The 23,144-nt window shown below is 68.8% G+C and carries 17 protein-coding genes; 11 read left to right on the top strand and 6 right to left on the bottom strand.

Features of this window, described 5'->3' with window-relative positions; translation table 11 throughout:
* Window positions 1-106 precede the first annotated feature (106 nt).
* From lpxB to ACFFGH_RS14260, 5 genes are all read left to right on the top strand, one after another.
* Entirely contained in the window at window positions 107-1,297 is a 1,191-nt protein-coding gene (gene lpxB / locus ACFFGH_RS14280) for a lipid-A-disaccharide synthase (RefSeq protein ID WP_386669347.1), read from the top strand.
* Window positions 1,290-1,973, top strand: coding sequence for a ribonuclease HII (rnhB, locus tag ACFFGH_RS14275; protein ID WP_386669345.1), 684 nt, complete (start codon window positions 1,290-1,292; stop codon window positions 1,971-1,973). Before lpxB ends, rnhB begins: the two co-directional genes overlap by 8 nt.
* Window positions 1,974-2,109: 136 nt before the next feature.
* Window positions 2,110-2,733 (top strand): hypothetical protein, encoded by a 624-nt coding sequence (locus ACFFGH_RS14270; RefSeq protein WP_386669343.1) that lies wholly within the window; start codon window positions 2,110-2,112, stop codon window positions 2,731-2,733.
* A gap of 191 nt (window positions 2,734-2,924) precedes the next feature.
* Window positions 2,925-6,449, top strand: coding sequence for a DNA polymerase III subunit alpha (gene dnaE, locus ACFFGH_RS14265; RefSeq protein ID WP_386669342.1), 3,525 nt, complete (start codon window positions 2,925-2,927; stop codon window positions 6,447-6,449).
* 108 nt (window positions 6,450-6,557) lie between these two features.
* Window positions 6,558-7,517, top strand: a complete 960-nt coding sequence (locus ACFFGH_RS14260) for an acetyl-CoA carboxylase carboxyltransferase subunit alpha (protein ID WP_386669339.1) — start codon at window positions 6,558-6,560, stop codon at window positions 7,515-7,517.
* 123 nt (window positions 7,518-7,640) lie between these two features.
* Here the strand turns inward: ACFFGH_RS14260 and ACFFGH_RS14255 are convergent, their stop codons facing one another.
* On the bottom strand, window positions 7,641-9,836 hold the full coding sequence (locus ACFFGH_RS14255; protein ID WP_386669337.1) for a methyl-accepting chemotaxis protein: 2,196 nt from the start codon (window positions 9,834-9,836) through the stop codon (window positions 7,641-7,643).
* 203 nt (window positions 9,837-10,039) lie between these two features.
* Here ACFFGH_RS14255 and ACFFGH_RS14250 point away from each other — a divergent pair, with 203 nt between their 5' ends.
* The 5 genes from ACFFGH_RS14250 (at window position 10,040) to ACFFGH_RS14230 (ending at window position 14,199) form a co-directional block, all read left to right on the top strand.
* Window positions 10,040-11,182, top strand: coding sequence for a hypothetical protein (locus ACFFGH_RS14250; protein WP_386669336.1), 1,143 nt, complete (start codon window positions 10,040-10,042; stop codon window positions 11,180-11,182).
* Between the two features lie 13 nt (window positions 11,183-11,195).
* Window positions 11,196-11,591 carry a type 2 periplasmic-binding domain-containing protein gene (locus ACFFGH_RS14245; RefSeq protein ID WP_386669334.1) on the top strand — a complete coding sequence of 132 codons (396 nt, stop codon included), beginning with the start codon at window positions 11,196-11,198 and terminating at the stop codon, window positions 11,589-11,591.
* A gap of 107 nt (window positions 11,592-11,698) precedes the next feature.
* A complete protein-coding gene (gene tilS, locus ACFFGH_RS14240) occupies window positions 11,699-13,009 on the top strand; it encodes a tRNA lysidine(34) synthetase TilS (RefSeq protein WP_386669332.1) in 1,311 nt (436 codons plus the stop codon).
* A gap of 43 nt (window positions 13,010-13,052) precedes the next feature.
* A complete protein-coding gene (locus tag ACFFGH_RS14235) occupies window positions 13,053-13,325 on the top strand; it encodes an exodeoxyribonuclease VII small subunit (protein ID WP_386670222.1) in 273 nt (90 codons plus the stop codon).
* The gene (locus ACFFGH_RS14230) at window positions 13,318-14,199 is read left to right on the top strand and encodes a polyprenyl synthetase family protein (protein WP_386669330.1); all 882 of its coding nucleotides are present in this window, start codon (window positions 13,318-13,320) and stop codon (window positions 14,197-14,199) included. Before ACFFGH_RS14235 ends, ACFFGH_RS14230 begins: the two co-directional genes overlap by 8 nt.
* Window positions 14,200-14,259: 60 nt before the next feature.
* Here the strand turns inward: ACFFGH_RS14230 and ACFFGH_RS14225 are convergent, their stop codons facing one another.
* The 3 genes from ACFFGH_RS14225 to pmbA all read right to left on the bottom strand — a co-directional run bounded on the left by ACFFGH_RS14225 (window position 14,260) and on the right by pmbA (window position 16,689).
* Window positions 14,260-14,694 carry a DUF4870 domain-containing protein gene (locus ACFFGH_RS14225; protein WP_386669329.1) on the bottom strand — a complete coding sequence of 145 codons (435 nt, stop codon included), beginning with the start codon at window positions 14,692-14,694 and terminating at the stop codon, window positions 14,260-14,262.
* Between the two features lie 101 nt (window positions 14,695-14,795).
* The gene (locus ACFFGH_RS14220; RefSeq protein WP_386669327.1) at window positions 14,796-15,242 is read right to left on the bottom strand and encodes a DUF4870 domain-containing protein; all 447 of its coding nucleotides are present in this window, start codon (window positions 15,240-15,242) and stop codon (window positions 14,796-14,798) included.
* 106 nt (window positions 15,243-15,348) lie between these two features.
* On the bottom strand, window positions 15,349-16,689 hold the full coding sequence (pmbA, locus tag ACFFGH_RS14215; protein WP_386670220.1) for a metalloprotease PmbA: 1,341 nt from the start codon (window positions 16,687-16,689) through the stop codon (window positions 15,349-15,351).
* Window positions 16,690-16,810: 121 nt separating this feature from the next.
* Between pmbA and yjgA the strand changes: the two genes are divergently transcribed.
* Window positions 16,811-17,392 carry a ribosome biogenesis factor YjgA gene (gene yjgA / locus ACFFGH_RS14210; RefSeq protein ID WP_386670218.1) on the top strand — a complete coding sequence of 194 codons (582 nt, stop codon included), beginning with the start codon at window positions 16,811-16,813 and terminating at the stop codon, window positions 17,390-17,392.
* A 180-nt stretch (window positions 17,393-17,572) separates the two neighbouring features.
* On the opposite strand, the gene tldD is transcribed toward yjgA, so the two are convergent.
* Window positions 17,573-19,012 (bottom strand): metalloprotease TldD, encoded by a 1,440-nt coding sequence (tldD, locus tag ACFFGH_RS14205; protein WP_386669324.1) that lies wholly within the window; start codon window positions 19,010-19,012, stop codon window positions 17,573-17,575.
* Window positions 19,013-19,180: 168 nt separating this feature from the next.
* A complete protein-coding gene (locus ACFFGH_RS14200; RefSeq protein ID WP_386669322.1) occupies window positions 19,181-23,044 on the bottom strand; it encodes a YhdP family protein in 3,864 nt (1,287 codons plus the stop codon).
* Window positions 23,045-23,144: the final 100 nt, after the last annotated feature.

Genomic DNA, 23,144 nt, shown 5'->3' with positions numbered 1-23,144 from the left:
CGGCCCGGTGATGCCACACTTGCTCCCCGCCCCGCTGTTCCCCATCCCGTGCGCCGCGCGTCCACTCGCCCGCTGACCGCTCCCGCCACCAAGTCGACCTCCTCCGATGACCGCTTCCGCATCCCCTGCCAGCCCCCGCCGGGTCGCGCTCGTCGCGGGCGAAGCCTCGGGCGATGTGCTGGGTGCCGGGCTGGTCGACGCGCTGCGCGAGCGCTGGCCCGATGCGCAGTTCGCAGGCGTGGGTGGCGACCGCATGCGCGAGTCGGGGTTCGACGCGTGGTACGACGCCAGCGAACTCGCGGTCATGGGCCTGACCGAAGTGCTGCGTCACCTGCCACGGCTGTTGCGGTTGCGTGGCGCGCTGCGCCGGCGACTGCTGGACTGGCAGCCGGACGTGTTCGTCGGCATCGACGCGCCGGACTTCAACCTGGGTCTCGAGCGCTGGCTCAAGCAGCGCGGCATCGCGACCGTTCATTACGTCAGCCCGTCCGTCTGGGCCTGGCGCGAGAAGCGCGCCGAGAAGATCGGTCGCAGCGCGGACCGCGTGCTGTGTCTGTTTCCGATGGAGCCGGCGATCTACGCGCGCCACGACGTCGACGCGCGCTTCGTGGGCCATCCGCTGGCGGACGAGATGCCGCTTGAACCCGACCGCGACGCGGCGCGGCACGAGCTCGGGCTCGACCTGCAGCGGCCGGTGCTGGCCGTGCTGCCAGGCTCGCGGGTCGGCGAAATCGAACGCCTCGCCCCGGATTTCCTGGCCGCCGCCACGCGCGTGCTGGCGGCCGAGCCCGCCCTGCAGATCGTGGTCCCGCTGGCGAATGCCCAGGCGACCGCCGCATTCGAACGCATCCTCGAATCGCACGCGGACGCCGCAGCGCTCGCACCCGCGCTACGGGTGATCCAGGGCCGCGCCCGCACGCTGATGATCGCAAGCGACGTGATCCTGCTCGCCTCCGGCACCGCCACGCTGGAAGGGATGCTCGCGAAGCGGCCGATGGTGGTCGCGTATCGCTTGGCCCCGACCACCTACCGGATGGTGAAGGGTCTCGGGCTGCTGAAGGTCGACCGTTATTCGCTTCCGAACGTACTGGCCGGCGAATCGCTGGTACCCGAGCTGATGCAGGACGCGTGTACCCCGGCCGCACTTGCCGATGCGGTGCTGCACTGGTTGCGCGACCGGCACGCCGCGGCCGCGCTGCAGCCGCGATTCCTCGAACTGCACCAACAGCTGCGCTGCGACGCTTCGGCGCGTGCAGCGGAAGCGATCGTCCATCTGGTGGAGCCGCGCAATGGGTAAGTCCGTGCCCCAACTGACGCTCGACCTGTCGGTCGCCCGCGGCGCACAGCGCATCGCTGGCGTCGACGAGGCGGGTCGCGGCCCGCTGGCGGGACCGGTCGTCGTGGCGGCAGTCGTCTTTGCGCCGGGCCGGACGCCGATCAACGGCCTGGCCGATTCGAAGCAGCTCTGCGCCGCACGGCGCGAGTCGCTCTATGGCCGCATCATCGAGCGCGCACTCGCGTGGCACGTGGTGACGGTGGAAGCCGAGGAGATCGATCGGCTCAACATCTTCCAGGCGACCATGGCCGGCATGCAGCGCGCGGTGGCCGGCGTCATGCACGCCACCGAGCTCGCACGCATCGATGGCAACGCGCTACCGCGCGGCCTGCCCTGCCCCGCCGAGGCCTGGATCGGTGGCGACGCGCGCGACCGATCGATCATGGCCGCCTCGATCCTCGCAAAGGTCAGTCGTGACCGCGCAATGGTCGCGATGCACGCGCAGTGGCCCCAGTACGGTTTCGACCAGCACAAGGGCTACTCGACGCCGGCGCATCTTGCCGCACTGGCCCAGCACGGTCCCTGCCCGCAGCACCGTCGAAGCTTCGCGCCGGTGCGCGCGGCGCTGACCCGCACGGGCGTAACTGCCGAGTTCAGCGCAGGTTGCGCGCCGGCTGCGGAAGCCGTTGAGGGATAAGGAATTCCCCGCAACCAGCACGCACCTCACCCTGACTTCCGGAGTGGGACCGACCTCGCGCACGGGCGCACCATCGACCTGCACCTGGCGATGAACTGACACGCCCGCCTGGACCGCCGGTGCATCGAGGTGCCGCATGTCCGCAACCGCCCGTCCCGCCGCGCCCACTCCGCTGCCCGATAGCCGCAGCGCGCGCCGGCCATCCGAAGACTTCCACCTGCAGCTGCAACCCGACGCGCTCACTGCGTTCGATGTGCTGCTGCACGAGCTCAACCCCCGCGCAGTGCGCGCCGACGCAGAGCGCATTTCGAATCTGGCGCGCTGGCTGTCGACGTTGCGGGTCGCCGAAGCGCACACGCTGCTCGACCGCCGCCTCGACCGCGCCGGGGAACTAGGCGCAATGCTCGTCGACTCAGACTGGGAGCCGGGCGACGGGGTGCGGCAGCGGGCCACGAAGCTGCTCGATTACGTCGACCGCGACGACGACCTCATCGACGACCGGATCCCGGTGCTCGGCCTGCTCGACGACGCGCTGCTGGTCGACCTGGCCTGGCCGGCGTTCGCGTCGGAGGTCGACGACTACCTCGATTTCTGCGCTTACCGGCGCGAGCACCAGCTCATCGGCGTGGACGCCCGCCACCGCAGCGACTGGCTGCGCGACCGCCACGCCGAGATCGAGCTGTGGCGGCGCCAGGTCGAGCGCGCCCGGGAGCACTACGCGCGTTGCTGGATACCCGATTCGCTGTTCAGGATCCGGTGAGCCAGGCGTGTATCCGGTCTCAACGCCTGCATCGCGGGGCGACCAGCATCGCGATGCCATGCGTGTGACCGGCTGCCGGCTTTCGGGCTTGCGCCGCCGCGATCGACGCGGCGGCTCGCCCGACCGCGCCTGTCAAGCCTTGCCGGCCCGGCCGGGGCTGCTACGCTGGCGCGCGTCCTGCCGGTTGTCGCATGTCCTCCGCCCGCTTCGTTCATCTTCACCTGCACAGCGAGTACTCGCTCGCCGACTCGACGATCCGCATCGGCGAGCTCGTCAAACGCTGCGCGAAGCTCGGTCAGCCCGCGGTTGCACTGACCGACATCGACAACCTGTTCGCGGCGGTCAAGTTCTACAAGGCGGCTGAAGGCGCCGGCATCAAGCCGATCATCGGTGCCGACATCGGCCTTGCCGACGGCAACGAGCAGCCATCGCGGATGACGTTGCTGTGTCGCGACCGCACCGGCTACCTCACGCTCTCGCGGCTGCTGACCCGCGCCTGGATGGAAGGCCATCGCAACGAAGGCGTCGCGATCCGGCCCGAGTGGGTCCGCGAGGACAACGACGGCCTGTTCGCGATCGTCGGCCGCGGCAGCCTGGCGGGCCGCCTGGCCCTGTCGAACCGGCACGAGCTTGCCGAAGCCTGGCTCGCGGACTGGCGCAGCACGTTCGATGATCGACTGCACCTGGAGCTCACCCGCACCGGCCGCGACGGCGAGGATGCGTTCAACACGTTCGCGCTGTATGCATCCGGCACGCGCAGCATCCCGGTAGTGGCCACGAACGACGCGCGCTTCATCGACGCCGACGGCTTCGAGGCGCACGAGGCGCGCGTATGCATCGCGACCGGCCGCGTGCTGGACGATCCCAAGCGCCCGCGCGAATTCAGCGCGCAGCAGTACCTGAAATCCTCGGCCGAGATGGCGGCGCTGTTTGCTGATGTCCCGGATGCGATCGACAACGCGGTCGCGCTCGCGACGCGCTGCAACGTCGAGCTCAAGCTCGGCGAGTACGCGCTGCCGGCGTTCCCGGTGCCGAGCGAGCACACGATCGAATCGTGGCTGCGCAGCTCGGCGCGCGAAGGGCTCGCCAAGCGTCTGGAGAAGAATCCGATCGCGCCGGGCAAGACGCGCGAGATCTACGACGCGCGCCTGGAGACCGAGCTCGACGTCATCATCAAGATGGGGTTCCCGGGCTACTTCCTGATCGTTGCGGACTTCATCAACTGGGGCAAGGAACACGGCATCCCGGTCGGTCCGGGCCGTGGTTCGGGTGCGGGCTCGCTGGTGGCGTGGGCGCTCGGCATCACCGATCTCGACCCGCTGCCGTACGACCTGCTGTTCGAGCGGTTCCTCAACCCCGAACGCGTGTCGATGCCCGACTTCGACATCGACTTCTGCATGGACCGCCGCGACGAGGTCATCGACTACGTCGCGCGCAAGTACGGCCGCGACCGCGTCTCGCAGATCATCACCTACGGCACCATGGCTGCGAAGGCGGTGGTGCGCGACTGTGGCCGCGTGCTCGGCCATCCGTACGGCTTCGTCGACGGCATTGCGAAGCTGATCCCGAACACGCTGGGCATCTGCCTGGATGACGCGCTCGGCCAGTCGGACGCGGCGAAGAAGGACCCGAACCTCGCGTCGAGCGAGCTGATCGAGCGTTACCGATCCGAAGACGACGTGCGCGACCTGCTCGACCTCGCGCTGTCGCTGGAAGACCTCACGCGCAATGCCGGCAAGCACGCCGGTGGCGTGGTGATCGCGCCGAGCCCGCTCAGCGATTTCTGCCCGCTGTTCGCCGAACACGACGGCGAAGGCCGCGGCAAGAGCCCGGTCACGCAGTTCGACAAGGACGACGTCGAGGCCGTGGGCCTCGTCAAGTTCGACTTCCTCGGCCTGCGCACGCTCACGATCATCGACTGGGCGGTCAAGGCGATCAACGTGCGGCGCGCGAAGGAAGGCGTCGACGCGCTCGACATCACCGCACTGCCGCTCGACGACGGCGAGACCTACGGCATCTTCGCGCGCGGCGAAGGCGTGGCGGTGTTCCAGTTCGAATCACGCGGCATGCGCGAGCTGCTCAAGCGCGCCAGGCCCGACACATTCGAGGACATCATCGCGCTTGCCGCGCTGTTCCGTCCCGGCCCACTGGGCTCGGGGATGGACAAGGAATGGGTCGACCGCAAGCACGGCAACACCGAAGTCTCCTATCCGCATCCTCTGCTGGAACCCGTGCTGTCGCCGACCTACGGCGTCATCGTGTACCAGGAACAGGTGATGCAGATCGCGCAGGTGCTGGCGGGCTATTCGCTCGGCGGCGCGGACATGCTGCGTCGCGCGATGGGCAAGAAAAAGCCCGAGGAGATGGCGAAGGAGCGCGCGAAGTTCGAAGCCGGCTGCGCCGAGCGCGGCATCGAGGCGCGCACCGCCAGTTCGATCTTCGACTTGATGGAAAAATTCGCCGAGTACGGCTTCAACAAGTCGCACTCGGCCGCCTACGCGCTAGTCGCGTACCAGACTGCCTGGCTCAAGTGCCATTACCCGGCCGAGTTCATGGCTGCAGTGCTGTCATCGGACATGGACAACACCGACAAGGTGGTCGGCTTCCTCGACGAATGCCGGGTGATGGGGCTGACGGTACTGCCGCCCGAGGTGGGCGAGTCGGCTTACATGTTCGAGGCGAAGGATCCAAAGACGATCCGCTACGGCCTGGGCGCGGTGAAGGGCGTGGGCCGCGGGGCCTGCGAGGCGATCGTCGAGGCGCGGCGCGGCGGCGAGTTCAAGGACCTGCTCGACTTCTGCCAGCGCGTGGACAGCGGCAAGCTCAACCGGCGCGCGCTCGAGGCACTGACGCAGGCCGGTGCACTGGATGCGCTGGGGTGCAATCGCGCGAGCCTGATGCTGCAGCTGCCTGAAGTACTCAAGGCGACCGAGCAGCTTGCGAAGGAAAAGGCCGCGGGCCAGGTCAGCCTGTTCGGCGGCTTCGACACCGAAGCGCCGGCGCTGCACCTCGACCTGTCCGAGACCGACGAATGGCCGCTGGTGCAGATCCTCAACGGTGAACGCGAAACGCTGGGCCACTACCTCAGCGGACACCCGTTCGACCCCTACCGCGATGAAGTACGCGCGCTGGTCGGCTACGACCTCGGCGAGCTGGAACGCATCTGGGAGAGCCGCCCCGAATCGGCGCGCAGCGGCTGGCGGCCGGAACTGGAACTGGTCGTCGCCGGTCAGGTCGTCGGACTGCGCAAGAAGGGCGACAGCCAGATGTTCGTACAGATCGAGGACGGTCGCGGCCGCCTCGAATGCGCGTTCTTTTCCGAGACCTATCAGGAGTTCGCATCGCTGATCACGCGCGACCGGCTGCTGATCATCCAGGGCGGCCTGCGCGAGGACGCATTCAGCGGCGGCTTCGCGCTCAAGGCGCAGCGCTGCTGGGATTACGACCAGGTCTGCGCAAAGCACGCGCAGCGGCTGTCGCTGCGGATCGACCTGCGCGTTGCGGGGGCGTGGCAGTGCGTCGACGCACGGCTTGCACGCCACCGGCCGGGGCCGACGCCGCTGCGGCTGGACGTGCTGCGCGACGGCGCGGCGGGCATGCTCGATCTCGACGGCGAAAACTCGGTCCGCGTCGATGCCGAACTCGTTGGCGCCCTGCGTGCGATGCCCGGCGTGCGCGCGGTGAAACTCGCCCTCTCCAAGCCCTGGGCGAGCTGAGCACGGGACGCCCGGGCGACTGCCCGGTTTCACCCACACATCACTGCCTCTCGGCTTGGCCGGGGTGCCCGCGTTACACTGCCGCCCTTTCCGGCCCACGGCCCACGCATGAACCCGAACTACCTCGATTTCGAGCAGCCCATCGCCGATCTGGAAGCGAAAATCCAGGAGCTGCGCCAAGCCAGTCAGGGCTCGGCGCTCGATGTCGACAAGGAGATCCAGGGACTGCGCGACAAGCTGCGGATCCGCACGGCGCAGATTTTCCGCGACCTCAATCCCTGGCAGGTCTCGCAGCTCGCCCGGCACCCGGCGCGCCCCTATACGCTCGACTACGTGAGCGTGATCTGCGACGAGTTCCAGGAGCTTGCCGGCGACCGCGCGTTTGCCGACGACCAGGCAATCGTCGGGGGCCTGGGCCGCATCAACGGCCGCAGCGTGATGATCATCGGCCACCAGAAGGGCCGTGACACCAAGAGCAAGATCAAGCGCAACTTCGGCATGCCGCGGCCCGAGGGCTACCGGAAAGCGCTGCGCCTGATGAAGATGGCCGAGCGTTTCGGCCTGCCGCTGATCACGTTCATTGACACGGCAGGCGCGTGGCCCGGCATCAATGCCGAGGAGCGCGGCCAGTCCGAGGCGATCGCGCGCAACCTGATGGAGATGGCCGAGCTTAAGGTGCCGATCATCTGCACGGTGGTCGGTGAGGGCGGCTCCGGCGGCGCGCTCGCGATCGGCGTCGGCGATCGCACGCTGATGCTCGAATACAGCACGTATTCGGTCATCACGCCCGAAGGCTGCGCCTCGATCCTGTGGAAGACCGCCGACAAGGCGAAGGACGCGGCCGAGCAGCTGGGCCTGACCGCGCGCCGGCTGCATTCGCTGGGCCTGGTCGACAAGGTCGTGCGCGAGCCATTCGGCGGTGCGCACCGCAATCCGACGCAGATGGCCAAGCGCCTGAAAGGCGTGCTGCTCAACGAGCTCGACGCGCTGGAACCGCTGCCGGTCGGGGAACTGCTGGAGCGCCGCTACCGGCGCCTGCGCGCTTACGGCGCGTACGAGGTGGCGTAAGCGCTCGGGCGCTCGCCAGAGGCGAGCGTCATCGTCGGGCCCTGGACACCGATGCCCGACAGCAGAACGGCGGCCTCAGGGCCGCCGTTGCGTTTCTGCCAACCGGAGTGCGGCCGCGCCTCTTCAGGCGACGACGCGCAGCCCCGGCGCCATAGCGCCGCGCACCGACGCGGGTTCGGCATCCAGCCTGAAACGCGCGACCGAGCTCCGCAGGCGGGCGGCCTGATCGCTGAGCGACGCGCTCGCCGCGGCAACCTCCTCGACCAGCGTGCTGTTCTGCAAATTGCTTTCCTCGAGCTGGCTGATCGCGCTGCTGACATCGTGCAGCTTGCGCGCCTGCGCCTCGATCGAGTCGGACGCCTGCGCCGACAGAACGGCGATCTCTTCGGACGAGCCCGCCATCTCCTCGAGCGACTGGCCCGATCGCGTCACCAGGCGGTTGCCGTCGTCGACGCGCTGCCCGGCGGTGGCGATGAGCTGGCGGATGTCCTTCGCCGACTGCGTGGTGCGCTGCGCGAGCGTGCGCACCTCGGCGGCCACCACTGCGAAGCCACGGCCCTGCTCGCCCGCGCGTGCCGCCTCGACCGCCGCGTTGAGCGACAGCAGGTTGGTCTGGAACGCGATCGAGTCGATCAGGCCGATGATGTCGGCGATGCGGCGCGTGGCATCGGTGATCGACGCCATCGCGGTTACCGCGCCGCGCACCACGTCGGCGCCGTCGCGTGCCCGCTCGTGGGCCGAGCGCGTGATCTGGCGGGTCTGGCGGCTGTTCTCGGCCGAGGCCTGCACTGCGCTGACCAGCTGGCCGACGCTCGCGGCGGAGCTTTCCAGCGCGATCGCCTGCCGTTCGGTGCGCGAGGACAGGTCGGCGTTACCGTCGGCGATCTCGCGTGCGCCTGCGCCCACCTCGTCCGCCGCCATCGCGACGCCGCGCAGCGCGTCCTGCAGGTGATCCAGCGCGCTGTTGAGCGCTTCGGTCACATCCGCGATCGCGCCGTCGAATTCGCCATGCGCGCGACGGGTGAGATCGCCCGCCGCCAGCGCCGCGGTGGTCTCGTGGATTTCGGTAAACGCCTCGTCGAGTGAAGCCAGCGCGCGATTCACCGACTGCTTCAGATCGTCGAGCTCGCCCGGCAGGTCGAGTTCGATTCGATGGGTGAAGTCGCCCGCTGCCGCATGCGCCATCGTGCCGCGCAGTGACCCAAGCGCGCTCTGCAGCCCGCTCATCGCCGCGTCGACCTTGCCGCGCGATTCGCCCGGAATCGAGGCGTCCATGCGCGCGGCGAAGTCGCCGCGTGCGATCGCATCCATCACTTCATCGAGGGCGTGCATCGTGCGCGCCACCGAGTCGGCGCCCGCGTTGACGCCCTGCTTCAGCGTTGCGAGGTCGCCCGGCAGGTCGGCCTGCACCCGCTGGGTGAAATCGCCGCGCGCCACGGCGCCGAGCACCTGGTTCGATTCGGCGATCGCCGCATTGAGATTGCCCAGCAATGCCGAGAAGTCGCGGCACATCATCGCGATCGCGTCCTTGCCTTCGGCTTCGACCTTGACCGAGAAGCGACCGGCCGACACTTCGCCGATCACGCGCCGCAGCGTTTCGATCGGGCCGCGGATCGCCTGGTCGACCGCGATCGACGCCAGGATCACCAGCACCGCGAGCACCACGACCAGCGCGATACCGAACATCGCGGCCTGCTGCGATGAGCGCGAGGCTTCCGCGATCGCCGCGGTAAACGCCTTCTGCTGTGCGCTGTCGAGTTCCGCCAGGCCCTTGCTGAAATCCGCGTACGCGACCTGGATCGCCTGCGCCTTTTCCTGCAGCGCCTCGATCTGGATCTCGCCTGCGATCTGCGCGGTCACCGTCTCGCCTGCCAGCTTCACGTACGCGTCCCATTTCGCGATCAGCGGGTTGAGGCTGGATTTGAGCTCGGGGTTGGTACCGGCAAGACCGACGAGCACGGTCTTGACGTTCGTGCTCTTCTCGACTGCGTCCTCGACGAGGAACTCATCGCTGTCGCTGAGTGCCTGCGTAAACAGTGCGCGTACGTCGACCTGCTCGGCGCGCGCGGTCGACAGGCCGTTCAGCACTGGCAGCGTCCGACTGGAGAAGCCCTCGAGCGTCGCTGCATTCGAGCGCGCAACCATCACACTGAACAATGCGTAGATCACGAAGCCCAGCAGCGCCGCACCGGGCACGAGCATGACCTTCGCGCGGATCGATACCTGACGCAGCGGCCGGACGGCCTGCGCAAGCAGCGCGTGGGGAAGATTGCGGACAGCGGTGAGCATGAGGGCGACCTGCACGGGCAGCGGGCGCATGAGGGCCCGCAGTGACCGCGGTAACGGCCGGCCTGAAGCGAACTTGAAACAATTTCTGGAACAGTGCGTTCGCCCGCCGGGCGCGCCTTACGCCAGCTTGCGTTAAAGCTTTGTCAACGTGGGCCGAAAACCTCTCCACGAGGCACGCGGTCATTCGACAGGAACCGGTGCGTCGCCCCCTTGCACTGATCCTGGAGAGTTGCGTGAAAACATCCCTTGCCGTCGCGCTCGCCGCGGCGCTCAGCTTCGGCACTGCTGCCCACGCCGAGGTCCGCGTCAGCGGTTTTGGCCAGATCGTCGCGGGCACGACGCTGGACAGTTCGGAGCGCTTCCCGGCCCGAACCTACACCGACACCGTCGATTTCGAAGAAGAGTCGCTGTTCGCGATCCAGATCGACGCCGACCTCAACGAGCGCGTCACCGCGACGGCGCAGATCCTCGCCGAAGGCTCCGAAGACTTCCGGCCGGAACTCGCTTGGGCGTACGCGAACATCCAGCTGGGCAAGGGCTTCTCGACCAAGATCGGCCGCCAGCGCATCCCGTTCTACCGCTATTCGGACTTCCTCGACGTCGGTTACGCGTATCCGTGGATCCGCCCGCCGGTGGCGATGTACAACCAGCCGTGGTCGAACGCCGATGGCATCAGCCTGTCGCACAACACCTACCTCGGTAAGTGGTTCTCGCAGGCGCAGTTCCTGTACGGCCGCTTCGAGGGCGACGCGAACATCGCCGAGAACCGCTTCGCAGGCGAGCTCAGCCACCTGCGTGGCGTGTCGTGGGACGTGGAATACGACGAGTGGCTGTCGCTGCGTGCCGCCTACCTCACCGCGAAGGTGACCATCACCGGCAGCGTACTGGACCAGGTGACGAACGGCCTGCGCATGTTCCGTCAGAACGCGCTGGCGGACCGGCTCGACTACAACGACGACCCGGGCACGTTTAAGAGCGTCGGCTTCCGCATCGACAAGGCCAACTGGCTCGTCGTCGCCGAGTACTCGGAAATCGAAGTGGAGGATTCGGTGCTCGAGAACATCGACCGCACCGACTGGTACACCACCGTTGGCCGCCGCTTCGGCACGGTCATGCCGCACGTCACATACGGGCGCCAGACGGCGGGTGCGGACCTGTCGGTACTCACCGGCATCCCGATGCGCAGCCCGCTGTTCCTGCCGGTCGCCGCGGCGGCCACCAGCCAGCAGCTTGACGAAACCTTCAAGAGCGTCGGCGTGCGTTGGGATTTTGCGAGCAACGTCGCGCTGAAGCTCGACTACACCGATGTCGAGACCGAGATTGCTGGCAACCGGGACGCCGAACTCGTCTCCGCCGGCCTTGTCTTCACGTTCTGATCGGAGCACGCACATGAAATCGTTTCGTTTGATGCTGGGTGCGCTGGCCCTTGTGGCCGCCTCCCAAGCGAATGCTGGCGCGGTCGTCGCCGCCTCGGGCAGCAAGGCTGCACCGATGGACGCGGAAGCCGCCAAGCGCGTGTTCCTCGGCCGTGACCCGAATGCCCAGGTGATCTACCAGAAGGGTGGCGCGACCCGCGATGCGTTCGACAAGACCGTGCTCGGCAAGGTCGGCGCGGAACTGACGACCTACTGGTCGCGCCTGATCTTCACGGGTAAGGCGAAGGCGCCGGTCGAAGTCGGCAGCGATGCCGAGGTCAAGGCCAAGCTCGCCGCCAACCCGAACGCGGTCGGCTATATCAGCGACGCTGCGGTCGATGGTTCGGTGAAGGTGCTGCACAAGTTCTGATTCACCGATGCGGTACCCGGCGGCCTGCGCATCCATCGCGCAGGCCGCTTTTTTTTGGGCGATCCGAAAGCACCGGCAGGACGCCGCAGCATGGCACCATCGCGCCGATGCCTGCGCCTGCCCTTTCCGACCATGTGATCGCGCAACTGCCGCCCGGCCCGGTCTGCGTCGGCCTGAGCGGCGGCATGGATTCGGTGGTGCTGCTGCACCTGCTGGCGGTGGCAGCGCAGGTGCGCGAACGCGGCCTGCGCGCAGTGCACGTGCACCACGGCGTGCATCCGGATGCGGATGACTGGGCGCGGCGCTGCACCGCCTTGTGTGCACGGCTCGACGTCCGGCTCGCGGTGCGCCGCGTCCGGGTGGTGCACAACGGCAGTGGGCTCGAAGGGGCGCTGCGGGATGCACGCTACGCGGTGTTCGATTCGGAGCTGCGGCCCGGCGAATGCCTGGCGCTTGCGCACCATCTCGATGACCAGGCGGAAACGTTCCTGCTGCGCGCGCTGCGTGCATCCGGCGTCGATGGGCTCGCCGCGATTCCTGCGATGCGATTGCTCGGCGATGCACCGGTGGTGCGTCCGCTGCTCGACATCCCGCGCTCGCAACTGCACGCATATGCCCTGCGGCACCACCTGGAATGGATCGACGACCCCGGCAATGCGGATCTGTCGATGGATCGCAATTTCCTGCGCCACCGCCTGATGCCGCTGCTGCAGGAACGCTGGCCGCACGCGGCCGCGTCGTTCGCGCGAAGCGCGGCGCTGTGCCGGCAGGACAGCGATCTGCTGCTCGAAGAAGACGCGCGTACGCTGGCGGCCGCGCGCACGCTCGATGCGCAGGTGCTGCGTGTCGACGCCTTACAGGACCTCGCGCCTGCACGTCGCTCGCGTGTGTTGCGCCTGTGGCTGCGGCAATTGAAGCTGCAACCGCTCCCTGCGCATCTCGCGATGGCGGCGGGCACGCAGCTGCTTGAAGCGCGAGCGGACGCGGCCCCGCGGGTTGCGTGGTCGGGCACGGAGCTGCGCCGCTGGCGCGATCTGCTGTATGCGGGCCGTGCCCGCGCGTCGCTGCCCCTCGACTGGCGCGTACGGTGGGACGGACGCGACGCGCTTGCGCTGCCCGATGGCGGCCAGCTGCGATTGCTGGGCGACGTCCTGCTGCCGGACCGCTGCATCGTGCATGCGCGGGCCGGCGGAGAGCGCATCGTGTTGCCGGGGCGCGGCCACTCCCACGCGCTCAAGCACGTGCTGCAGGACCTCGGCGTCCCGCCCTGGCTGCGCGAGCGCCTGCCGCTGCTATCGACGGACGAAGGTGAACTGCTGGCCGCGGGCGACCTCGTCGTTTCGCACCGGCTCGACACCTGGTTGCGCGACCATCGGACGCGGCTGCATTGGCAGCCGCCGTCGGATGCGGTCGATTGACCCTCCGCACTGCGCCGCTCACACTTCGACGATGCCACGCAAAATGACTCCCGTTTCGCCCGCTCCGGCCGCGTCCGTCAGCGATTTCGAGCAATCGCTGGTTGCGCTCGAGCAACTCGTCGACCGCATGGAGCATGGCGACATGACGCTCGAGGAGTCGCTTGCCGCGTACGAGCGCGGCGTCGGCCTGTACCGGCACTGCCAGACCGCGCTCGAACAGGCCGAACTGCGCGTACGCATGCTCAGCGATCCGCAGGATCCATCGAGCCGCGCTCCGTTCCCGGGCATGGCCGGTCCGAACACGACCGATGGTTGAGGCATCGATGGAGTCCTGGCGCGCGCGTGTCGACGCCGCGCTTGCCGTCGCCCTGCCCTCGCCCGATACATCACCGCAACGCCTGCACGCGGCGATGCGCCATGCGGTGCTGCTCGGTGGCAAGCGCATGCGGCCGATGCTGGTCTACGCCACCGGCGCGTTGTTCGACGCCGATGCGGCCCGGCTGGACGGAGCCGCGGTCGCGGTCGAGCTGATCCATGCGTACTCGCTGGTGCACGACGACCTGCCGGCCATGGATGACGACGCGCTGCGGCGCGGCCAGCCGACCGTGCACGTGGCGTTCGACGATGCAACCGCGATCCTCGCGGGCGACGCGCTGCAATCGCTTGCGTTCCAGGCGCTTTCGCTCGCTCCGGTCGAGCCGGTGGTCGCGGTGCAACTGATGCGCACGCTGGCGGAAGCAGCCGGTGCAGGCGGCATGTGCGGCGGGCAGGCACTGGATCTGGATGCGACCGGCGCGGCGACAACGCTGACCGTGGCCGACCTCGAGCGTCTGCATTCACTAAAGACGGGCGCGCTGATCCGCGCGGCCGTGCGCATGGGCGCGCTGGTGGGCGGCGCGGACGAGGCAAGGCTCGCCCTGCTCGACCGCTACGCCGCCGCGCTCGGCCTGGCGTTTCAGGTGCGCGACGACATTCTCGACGTCGAAGGCGACAGCGCGACGCTCGGCAAGACGCCGGGCAAGGACGCGGCGCAGTCGAAGGCCACGTTCCCGGGCCTGCTCGGTATGACGGAGGCACGCGCGCGACTTGACGAACTCGGCCATGCGATGACGGACGCGCTCGCATCATTCGGCGAGCGCGCGGCACCGTTGGCCGCGCTGGGCGAATACGCGATCCGTCGCGCGAACTGAGCCTGCCCTCAACGACGAAGGCCCGGACATGCCGGGCCTTCGAACGGTGCTCTCCGCTCATTACTTGATCAGCCGCAACGTCAGCGGATACCGGTAGGCCACGCCTTCGTTCGCCTTGACGCCGGCGATGATCGTCAGCACCAGCCATACGACAAACACGACGACACCGATCGGCACAGCGATGATGACGCCGATGCCGAAGGTCATAAGCGTCAGCAGGATCAGCGCAAGGTAAATCGCCCCGGCAGTGATATTGAAGTTCAGCGCTTCCTTGCCTTGGTCGTCGACGAACGGCATGGCGTCCTTCTTGACCAGCCAGATGATCAGCGGACCGATGAAGCATCCCCACCCGCCCGTCAGCACGGCCCCGAGGAGCGCTGACAGGTGCGCGAACATCGCCCACTGACGCGCTTCGGCGGATGTTGCATTGCTCGGCGCATGAGCCTGGGGCTCGTACGGCGGCGGTGTGCCCGGTGGATCGTTGTACTCGCTCACGGCACGGCTCCAGCAGGTGGGAAATTTCAATCTCCGCTCAACATGCGTCGAGGTCAAGACGCGCGCTTCGCGCTCGACCACGGCGAGGCGGCACTGCAGGGTCAGCGCACCATGCGAATCGTCAGCGGATAGCGGTAGGGCTCGCCGTTGAACGCCTTGATCGTCGCGATCACGCTGCAGACCAGCCACAGCACGCCGATCGCGGCGACCGCCGCCAGAAGGACGAGGCCCGCCGGCAGCGTCACGATGATGCCCAGCCCCAGCGTCAGTACGGTGGCACCGATCAGCAGGCCGCCGATCAGGAATGCGGCGCAGGTGTACAGGAACATGCTGAGGTTGAAGTTGATCGCCTCGCGCGCGTGGTCCGCCGCGAACAGCGAATCGTCACGCTTGACCAGATAGACGGCCAGCCCGCCCAACACGCCGGCCGCGCCGACGATCCAGCTGGTCATCAGCGCAAGCAGCAGCGCGAGCACGTGCGCTCCCGCGGCCCAGAGGCGCTCATTCTCGGCAGGCTGTACCTGCAGTGCGGAATCGATCGGATGCATCTCGGAGCCCTCCGCCGGAACCACTCCGGCCTGTCCCCGATATTGCGCTCATGCGCGACGGGGGCAAGCCAACTGATGGCATGGCCCCGTCGCAGACGGTACGGGGCTATTCGCCGGCAACCGTCATGCGGCCGACGAGGATCGAGCCCGTACGCACGTGCGATCGCGGGTCGACGTCGCTGCCGACGGCTTCGATCGCTTCGAACATGCCGCGCAGGTTGCCGGCGATCGTGATGCCGTCCACCGGGTACTGCGGCTGACCGTTCTCGACCCAGAAGCCCGCCGCGCCGCGGGAGTAGTCGCCGGTGATCGTATTGACGCCCTGCCCCATGAGTTCGGTGACGAGCAGCCCGCGGCCCATCGTTTTCACGAGCGATTCGAAATCGCCTGCGTTCGCGGCGACGTGCACGTTGTGCATGCCACCGGCGTTACCTGTCGTCTGAAGACCCAGCTTGCGCGCCGAGTAGCTGCCGAGCACATAACGCTGCAGCACGCCGTTCTCGACCAGCGCGGACTCGCGCGTCGCGACGCCTTCGGCATCGAACGCACTGGAGCGCAGGCCGCGCCGCAGGAACGGACGCTCATAGATCTGGAACCATTCGGGGAACAGTTTCGTGCCGACACTGTCGAGCAGGAAGCTCGCGCGCCGGTACAGCGCTCCGCCCGATACCGCGCCGACAAGGTGACCGATCAGCGATCGCGCGATCTCGGCCGAATACAGCACCGCGTACTCACCGGTCGGCACCTGCCGCGGCGACAGACGCGACACCGCGCGTTCGGCCGCTTTGCGTCCGATCGCCGACGCCGCTTCGAGATCCTCCGCGGCGAGGCCCACGCTGTACCAGCCGTCGCGCTGCATGTCGTCGCCCCGGCCGGCGATCAGGGCGCAGCCGAGCGTGTGCTGGGTGGTGCGCTCGCGGCCAATGAACCCGTGCGAGTTCGCATAGACGCCGAGGCTTTCGTGGCTGCCTACGGACGCGCCGTCCGAGTTCTCCACGCGCTTGTCCGATTCGCGCCCGGCGTTCTCGCACGCAAGCGCCAGATCGACCGCGCGGTCGGCGTCGATCGCCCACGGATGCCAGGTGTCGAAGTCACGCAGGTCGGTCGCCATCAGCGCGGGATCGGCGAGGCCGGCGGCCGGGTCGTCCTCGGTGTAGCGCGCGATCGCGCAGGCCTGCTCGACGGTCGCGTCGAGGCTGGATTCGCGCAGGTCGGCGGTGCTGGCGCTGCCCTTGCGCTGGCCGAAGTAGACGGTCACCGCGATGCCGCGGTCGCGCGTGGATTCCACGGTCTCGACTTCGCCCATGCGCACGTTAACGCTGAGGCCGGCCTCTTCCGAGCACGACACCTCGGCCTGCGTCGCGCCGCGCTCGCGGCAGCGTTCGAGCAGGCGCTGCGAAATGTCGGCCAGCGCGTCGAGCCGCGCCTGGGGATCGCCGAACGCGATCGATGCCGAGGCCGTGGATGCGGGGGTAGTCACGTCCAATGTCTTATCCTTTCGATCATGCGAGTCCGTTCGCAGCTACCGGCGATCCCTGGCCGGATTTCTCAATGTGAAGGCCCACAGCATGCGCGGCAGAGACCCAGAAACCGGCGAATTCCTCGACTCCAGTCGCAGCCAGAACCGGCGCGAAGCGCTGGAAGTGCTCGGACTCGGGCAGAAGCTCGTTGCGCTGACCGATGCGCAGCTTGCCAAACTGCCTGTACCAGAATCGTTGCTGCCGCATATCCGCGAATGCCGGCGCATCACCGCGCACATCGCGCACAAGCGCCAGCTTGCTTACCTGGCCAAGCAGATGCGACGCGAGGACGACGAGACACTGGAGGCGATCCGCGATGCGCTCGACGAACACGGTGATGCCGCGCGCCGCGAAGTCGCTGCGATGCACCGCGTCGAGGCCTGGCGCGAGCGATTGATCGACGAGGGCGATGCTGCGCTTGCCGCGCTGCTCGACGAGCACCCGGCAGCCGACCGCCAGCACATCCGCCAGCTCGTGCGTAATTCGATCGACGAGCGCACGCGCAACAAGCCGCCGCGTGCGTACCGCGAGCTGTACCGGGAGCTGCGCCTGTTGATCACGGCGGGCGGTTCGGACGATGCCGACGACGCGTCGGACGAAGGGGACGAAGACGGGGTCGGTTCGGACTGAGCGCGACACGCGACTCGCCGCGCGGCCGCTCGCCAACTGGCGCCACGGCCTAATCGCCTTCGCCACCGGTGGCCGCCTGCAGACCGTCGCTCGCGCTTTGCCTGTCACTCTCCAGCCGTCTCCTGTCAGTTCCTAGCTCGTCGCACGCCCCGCAAGGCCGTTTCGTACCGGGCGCGGCCCTCAGGCCTTGGTGCCGCCTACAGTGAGCCCGTCGATCAGAAGCGACGGCTGGCCGACACCGACCGGCACGCTCTGCCCGTCCTTGCCGCACACGCCGACGCCTTCGTCGAGCGCGAGGTCGTTACCGATCATGCGCACCTTCTGCATCGTCTCCGGACCGTTGCCGATCAGCGTCGCGCCTTTCACCGGCGCGGTGATCTTGCCGTCCTCGATCAGATAGGCCTCGGTCGCGGAGAACACGTACTTGCCCGAGGTGATATCGACCTGCCCGCCGCCGAAATTAACGGCATACAGGCCCTTCTTCACCGAGCGGATCATTTCCTGCGGGTCATGCGGGCCAGCGAGCATGTAGGTGTTCGTCATGCGCGGCATCGTCAGGTGCGCGAACGACTCGCGCCGGCCGTTGCCGGTCGGTGCCATGCCCATCAGGCGCGCGTTGAGGGTGTCCTGCATGTAGCCGACCAGCACGCCGTCCTCGATCAGCGTCGTGCAGTTGGTCGGCGTGCCCTCGTCGTCGATGTTCAGCGAACCGCGGCGGCCTTCGAGCGTGCCGTCATCGACGATCGTCACGCCCGGCGACGCCACGCGCTGGCCGATGCGGCCGGAATAGGTGCTGGTGCCCTTGCGGTTGAAATCGCCCTCAAGCCCGTGGCCGACCGCCTCGTGCAGCAGCACGCCGGGCCAGCCCGCGCCGAGCACCACCGGCATGATGCCCGCCGGGGCGTCGACCGCTTCGAGATTGACCAGCGCCTGGCGCAACGCTTCGCGTGCGAGGTGCTCGGCCTTCTCGCCCAACAGCTCGGTATACGCGTAGCGCCCGCCGCCGCCGGCGTAACCCGACTCGCGCCGACCGTCCTGCTCCACGATCACCTGCACGTTGAAGCGCACGAGCGGACGTACGTCCGCGGCAAGCACGCCGTCGCTGCGCGCGATCAGCACGGTGTCGACGCCGCCGGACAGACTGACCACGACCTGCTTCACGCGCGGATCGGCTGCGCGTACGAGCCGGTCGATACGCCGTAGCGCCTCGACCTTGTCCTCGTTGCGCATCGCATCGATCGGGTCGTCGGCGCTGTACAGCGCGCGCCCGCCGCCACGCACGAGCTGCCCCGGCGCCTGCGTGTTGCCCTCACGCGCGATCGCCCGCGCGGACTTCGACGCGGCCAGCAGCGCATCGGTGTTGATCTCATCCGAATACGCAAACCCGGTTTTCTCACCGCTGATCGCGCGCACGCCGACACCCTGTTCGATCGAGTGCGCGCCGTCCTTGACGATGCCGTCCTCGACGGTCCAGCTCTCGCGTCGTGCGTGCTGGAAGTAGAGGTCGCCAAAGTCGATGCCCGGCCCGAGCAATGCGCCGAACGCATGGTCGAGGTCGCCGGCGTCGAGGCCGGCAGGCAGCAGGAGGCGGGATTCGGCGAGCTGGATCGGAAGGGTCATCGGTAAGCCGTGGTTGGTGATTCGGAAGCAGGATTCACAGCGGCAGCGCCGCGTCGTCGACCGTCGACGTACACGCCCGGATCACAGCCGATGCGGGGTGACGGTGGCGGCAATTCGCGCGATGGGCGGATACCCACCGTACCTATCTGGCGGTGCGCGTGGCGCGCTTCAACCGGAGGGCTCGGCGGAAGACAACACGCGGCTCTGCTCGCGCGTGACGACCTCGACCTTCGGCTCGCGCCACGGCCCGGTTACCCGGTACGTGCGCGCGCCGATTTCGCCCAGCGGTTTGCGCAGCACCGCATTCGCGGCCGCGCCGATCGCAGCGCCAACCGGGCCGCCTGCAAGCGCACCGACCGCGGTCAACAGGTTGCCGGCCTTGGGCTTGACCTCGACGGTCTGGTCGAAGCGCTGGGTACGCAGGTTCGCCACGCCCTCGATCTCGATCGAAGCGGCAGGCCCGTCGATGCGCAGATCGTCGCTGCGCGCGTTGCCGTCGGCAAACACCACCGTGCCGGCCAGCGTGTTGAACGAAAACCCCTTCGAGAAGAAGTCGCGGAAGTCGAGCGTCAGCCGGCGTGGCAACTCGGCCAGGCTCAGCAGTCCGAGCACACGGCCCGCGCCGGGCTCGACCTCGAGCAGCCGCCCATCACGTGCGTCGACCTGCAACCGGCCGTCCAGCGAGGCCAGGCCGAAGTCGGCCGGGCTTCCGTCCCAGGCCGCGGCGAGCTTGACCGAGCCTTCGCCACCGCCGAGCTGCCCGCCGAAGCCCAGCCCGGTCATCAGCGCGCCAAAATCCTTACTTGCGAGTGCGGCATCGAGCCGCGTGCGCGCGCTCGCGCCACGGCCGGTCCAGTCGCCAGTAACGTCGATTCGCTGGCCAGCGGTGCGCGCCTGCAGCCGTTCGATGCGCAGGCCCGGTCCGACGGGGCGGGTACGCAGTTGGGCCTGACCCAGCCTTGCGTTCGCAACGCGCAGATCGTCGATGTCGAACGACAGGGGCGGGATGGCGGCGGGATCGACCGCTCCCTTCGCCGCAGGCGAGCTGGCGGTCGCCAAGGCCGGAGCGCCGGTAGTCGAAGCCGGCGCGGCACTCGAGGCGCCCGCACCGCGCGATCCAGCAGCCTTCGCGCTGCGCCAGTGCACGCGTTCGAACCGCCCGGTAATCGCGGCGCCGTCCGCCTCGGGAATCGTCAGCGCGCCCTCGAGCGCCGGGCCATCGACGCGCACGGCCGTGCCGGCGCCCGACGGTGCGACCGTCACGCGCGCATCGGGGAACACTCCGCCTAACAATCCCAGTCGCTGCGCGGTGACATCGATGCGCTGCAGCTGGAGCCCGCCTTTGCCGCCACTGGCACGCTGGCCATCCCCACGCACGAGCGCGACCCAGTCCAGCGCGTCGAGGTTCGCCGCGCGTCCGGTTGCGATCAGCCCGCTCGCCGGCGGGGCCTCGACGGCGCCGGTCGGGCCGAGCACGACGCGTACACCGGTCTGCCCACCCTGGCTGCGCGCCCGCACCGCGGCAAGCTGGCCCAGGGTTACGCGCACATCACCGCTGCCGACTGGCAACGGTGCCTCGACCACGGTTGCGAGCGCCGCTCCAGCGGGCTTGCGCAACGGCGCCGGCATACCGAGCGACGTGCCGACCAGGTTCGAGGTCAGCCGCAGCGACGTTGGGCCGCCGCCGCCCTCCGGGATGGCGACCGCGACGCTCCATGCGGAGCGGCCCTCCAGATAGGGCTTGAGCCATGCGAGCTCGGCCGGTGCGCGGTCGATCAGCTCGTCCGCGTGCACGCTCGCATCCAGTGCGGCTTCGAAAACATGTCCCGGCCCGCGCACGTACGGCCGGCCGGCCCGCAGCGATAGCCGGCCGGGCTGGCCGTCGTGACGCACGGCGAGGTCATCTGCGCGGAAGCCGGCCTGTGAGTACTCCGCGCGGCCGTGTACGGCGTCGAAGGCGACGTTCCAGCGCCGGTCCGCCAGCTTCGCGCCTTCCAGCGCGATCGCGCCCTCGATCCCGACCTTCGCGCCGCGCTGGATCGGCAGGGTCAGCTGGAACGTCGCGGCCGCCGGGCCGCTTGCCGTGAGGTTCGCGAAGGTCTCGCGATGCTGCCGCTCGAGCGGGCTGTTGCGCAGAAGCGCCAGCAGCCGGGAAGCATCGGTGCGCGCCTCGGCCTGCACGAGCAGCTGGCCGCCCTTGTAATGATCGATGCCGCCACGCAGCGCCTGAACGTGGACATCGCCGATGCGTGCCTGCCCCTCGACGGTGAAGCCGTCGCCCAGGAAATGCACGTCGGCCTCGAGGTTTTCCGCCGCGGGCCACTCCGGCTGGAACTTCAACGTCGCACCGGCGATATGCGCCGATGCCTCGAAGCGGCCGTTGTGATCCTTGAACGGCCAGTCGTCGAGATCGCCTGAAACGATCGCGCGCCCGCGCTCGATGCGGCCACCGACCAGCGCGGTGTCCAGCCACTGCACGAGCGGCGCAGGCATCACGTGGCGCACCCAGAAGCGCTTGGCGACCGGCAGCGAGCCTTCTTCGACCTCGACGGCCAGATCGATGCGCGGCCGCGAGCCATCACCCTGCCACGCAAGGCCGCCGCGTGCGCCGAGTGCATATCCCTCGCCGTCGACATGAAGCGCCGGCGTTGCGATTTTCCAACCGTCGCCATCCGGCCAACCGACGATCTCGCCGCGCAACCTGGCGACGTGTGGGGCATCGAACGCGCGCGGCCAGTCGAAGCGCATCGGATCGGACCCGTCGAGCTGCAGCGCGAAGCCTTCCTGCGAGCCCTGCAAGCGGCCCGCCAGCCCGTCCATTCCGGGCGCGCCCGCAACCGACGCGAAGCCCAAGCCGTCGATACGTGCCTGCACGCGCATCGAGGCGGCCGAGGTGCCGGCGACTTCGATGTCACGCAACGTCATGCGCGGCTGCGCCGCACGCAGCCATCGGCGCAACTGGGGCGTCGGGCGGTCGCTGAGCGTTGCCAGCTCGACCAGCGGCGCCGCGTCCAGCCGCGCGGCCTGCAGCGCAAATTTGCGTCCACCGGCCACGCCCAGCCCGTCCAGCTGCTGCATGCGCTCGGCGTCGCCGATGCGCAAGCGGGGTGCGTGAAGCGACCAGCCCTCCGGTCCCTGACGCCAGCGCGCCCGGGCCTCGACGTTTGCGTACCGCACCTGGGGCACGGCGCCGTCCAGTGCTGCGCCCGCAAGCACCACGTCCTCGAGCGCCGCGTCCACGGTCACCTGCTCGACGCGGTGCGAACGCAGCTTGGCCCAAGCCATTGCCCGGCCGCTGCCGTCACGCACCGACACGCCCGCGACGTGCAGCAACGAAGACCAGTCGGCTAGATCGGCGTCAGGCGCGCCCGCGTACACCTCGCCGTTGCCGCGGCGCCGGTCGAGGTCCAGCACGGCGTCCAGCGGCTGCCCGCCGGGCCGCACGAAGGCCTTGAGTCCGGCGCGCACGCGATCACCATCGACGCGCAGGCGCATGTCCACCTGCGGAATCCGCGCTTCGATGCCGAGCTCCGGCGCGAGCACGGCGAGCCGGCCGCCGATGACCTGCAGCTCGCCGAGGCCCTCGAGCGCGGCGAGCGGATCACCCGTGGCCTGCTGCTGCCCCGGCAGGCCGCGGACCTGCCAACGGCCGTCCGGCAGACGCTCCAGCGTCAGATCGACATTGCGCAGCCGCAGTTCCGATAGCGGCTGGCCCGGCAGCAGGCCGGCGTAGACGGACACGAGCATTTCGGTGTCGCCAACCAGGAACGACCTCGCGCCCTCGCCCACGCGCAGGTTGTCGAGCGTCAGGACCGGCCCGCGGCGGGTCCAGTCGGTCTGCACCCCATCAAACCGCACGGTCCGGCCGGATCGATCGCTGAGCCAGTCGGCAACGCGGTCAGGGTGTTGTTCGGCAAGCGGCAGCAGCTGGTTGGCGACCGCCAGTACGACCGCAACCAGGATCAGCGTCGACACCAGCGCGTATGCCAGCCCGCGGCGAACGAGGCGCAAGTGGCGACGAAGCAGGACCATCAGCCTTCGCTCGAAGGTGCGGCAGAACGCCCGCACCCGGAAACGCGACCAGTCACATGGCGGCCTGCGGTTCCGTATCCACGCGCATTGCGCTTCAGCG

It is taken from the genome of Lysobacter korlensis (assembly GCF_042434515.1).
The sequence above is the reverse complement of the archived record's forward strand: the minus strand, read 5'-3'. Positions and strand labels throughout refer to the sequence as shown.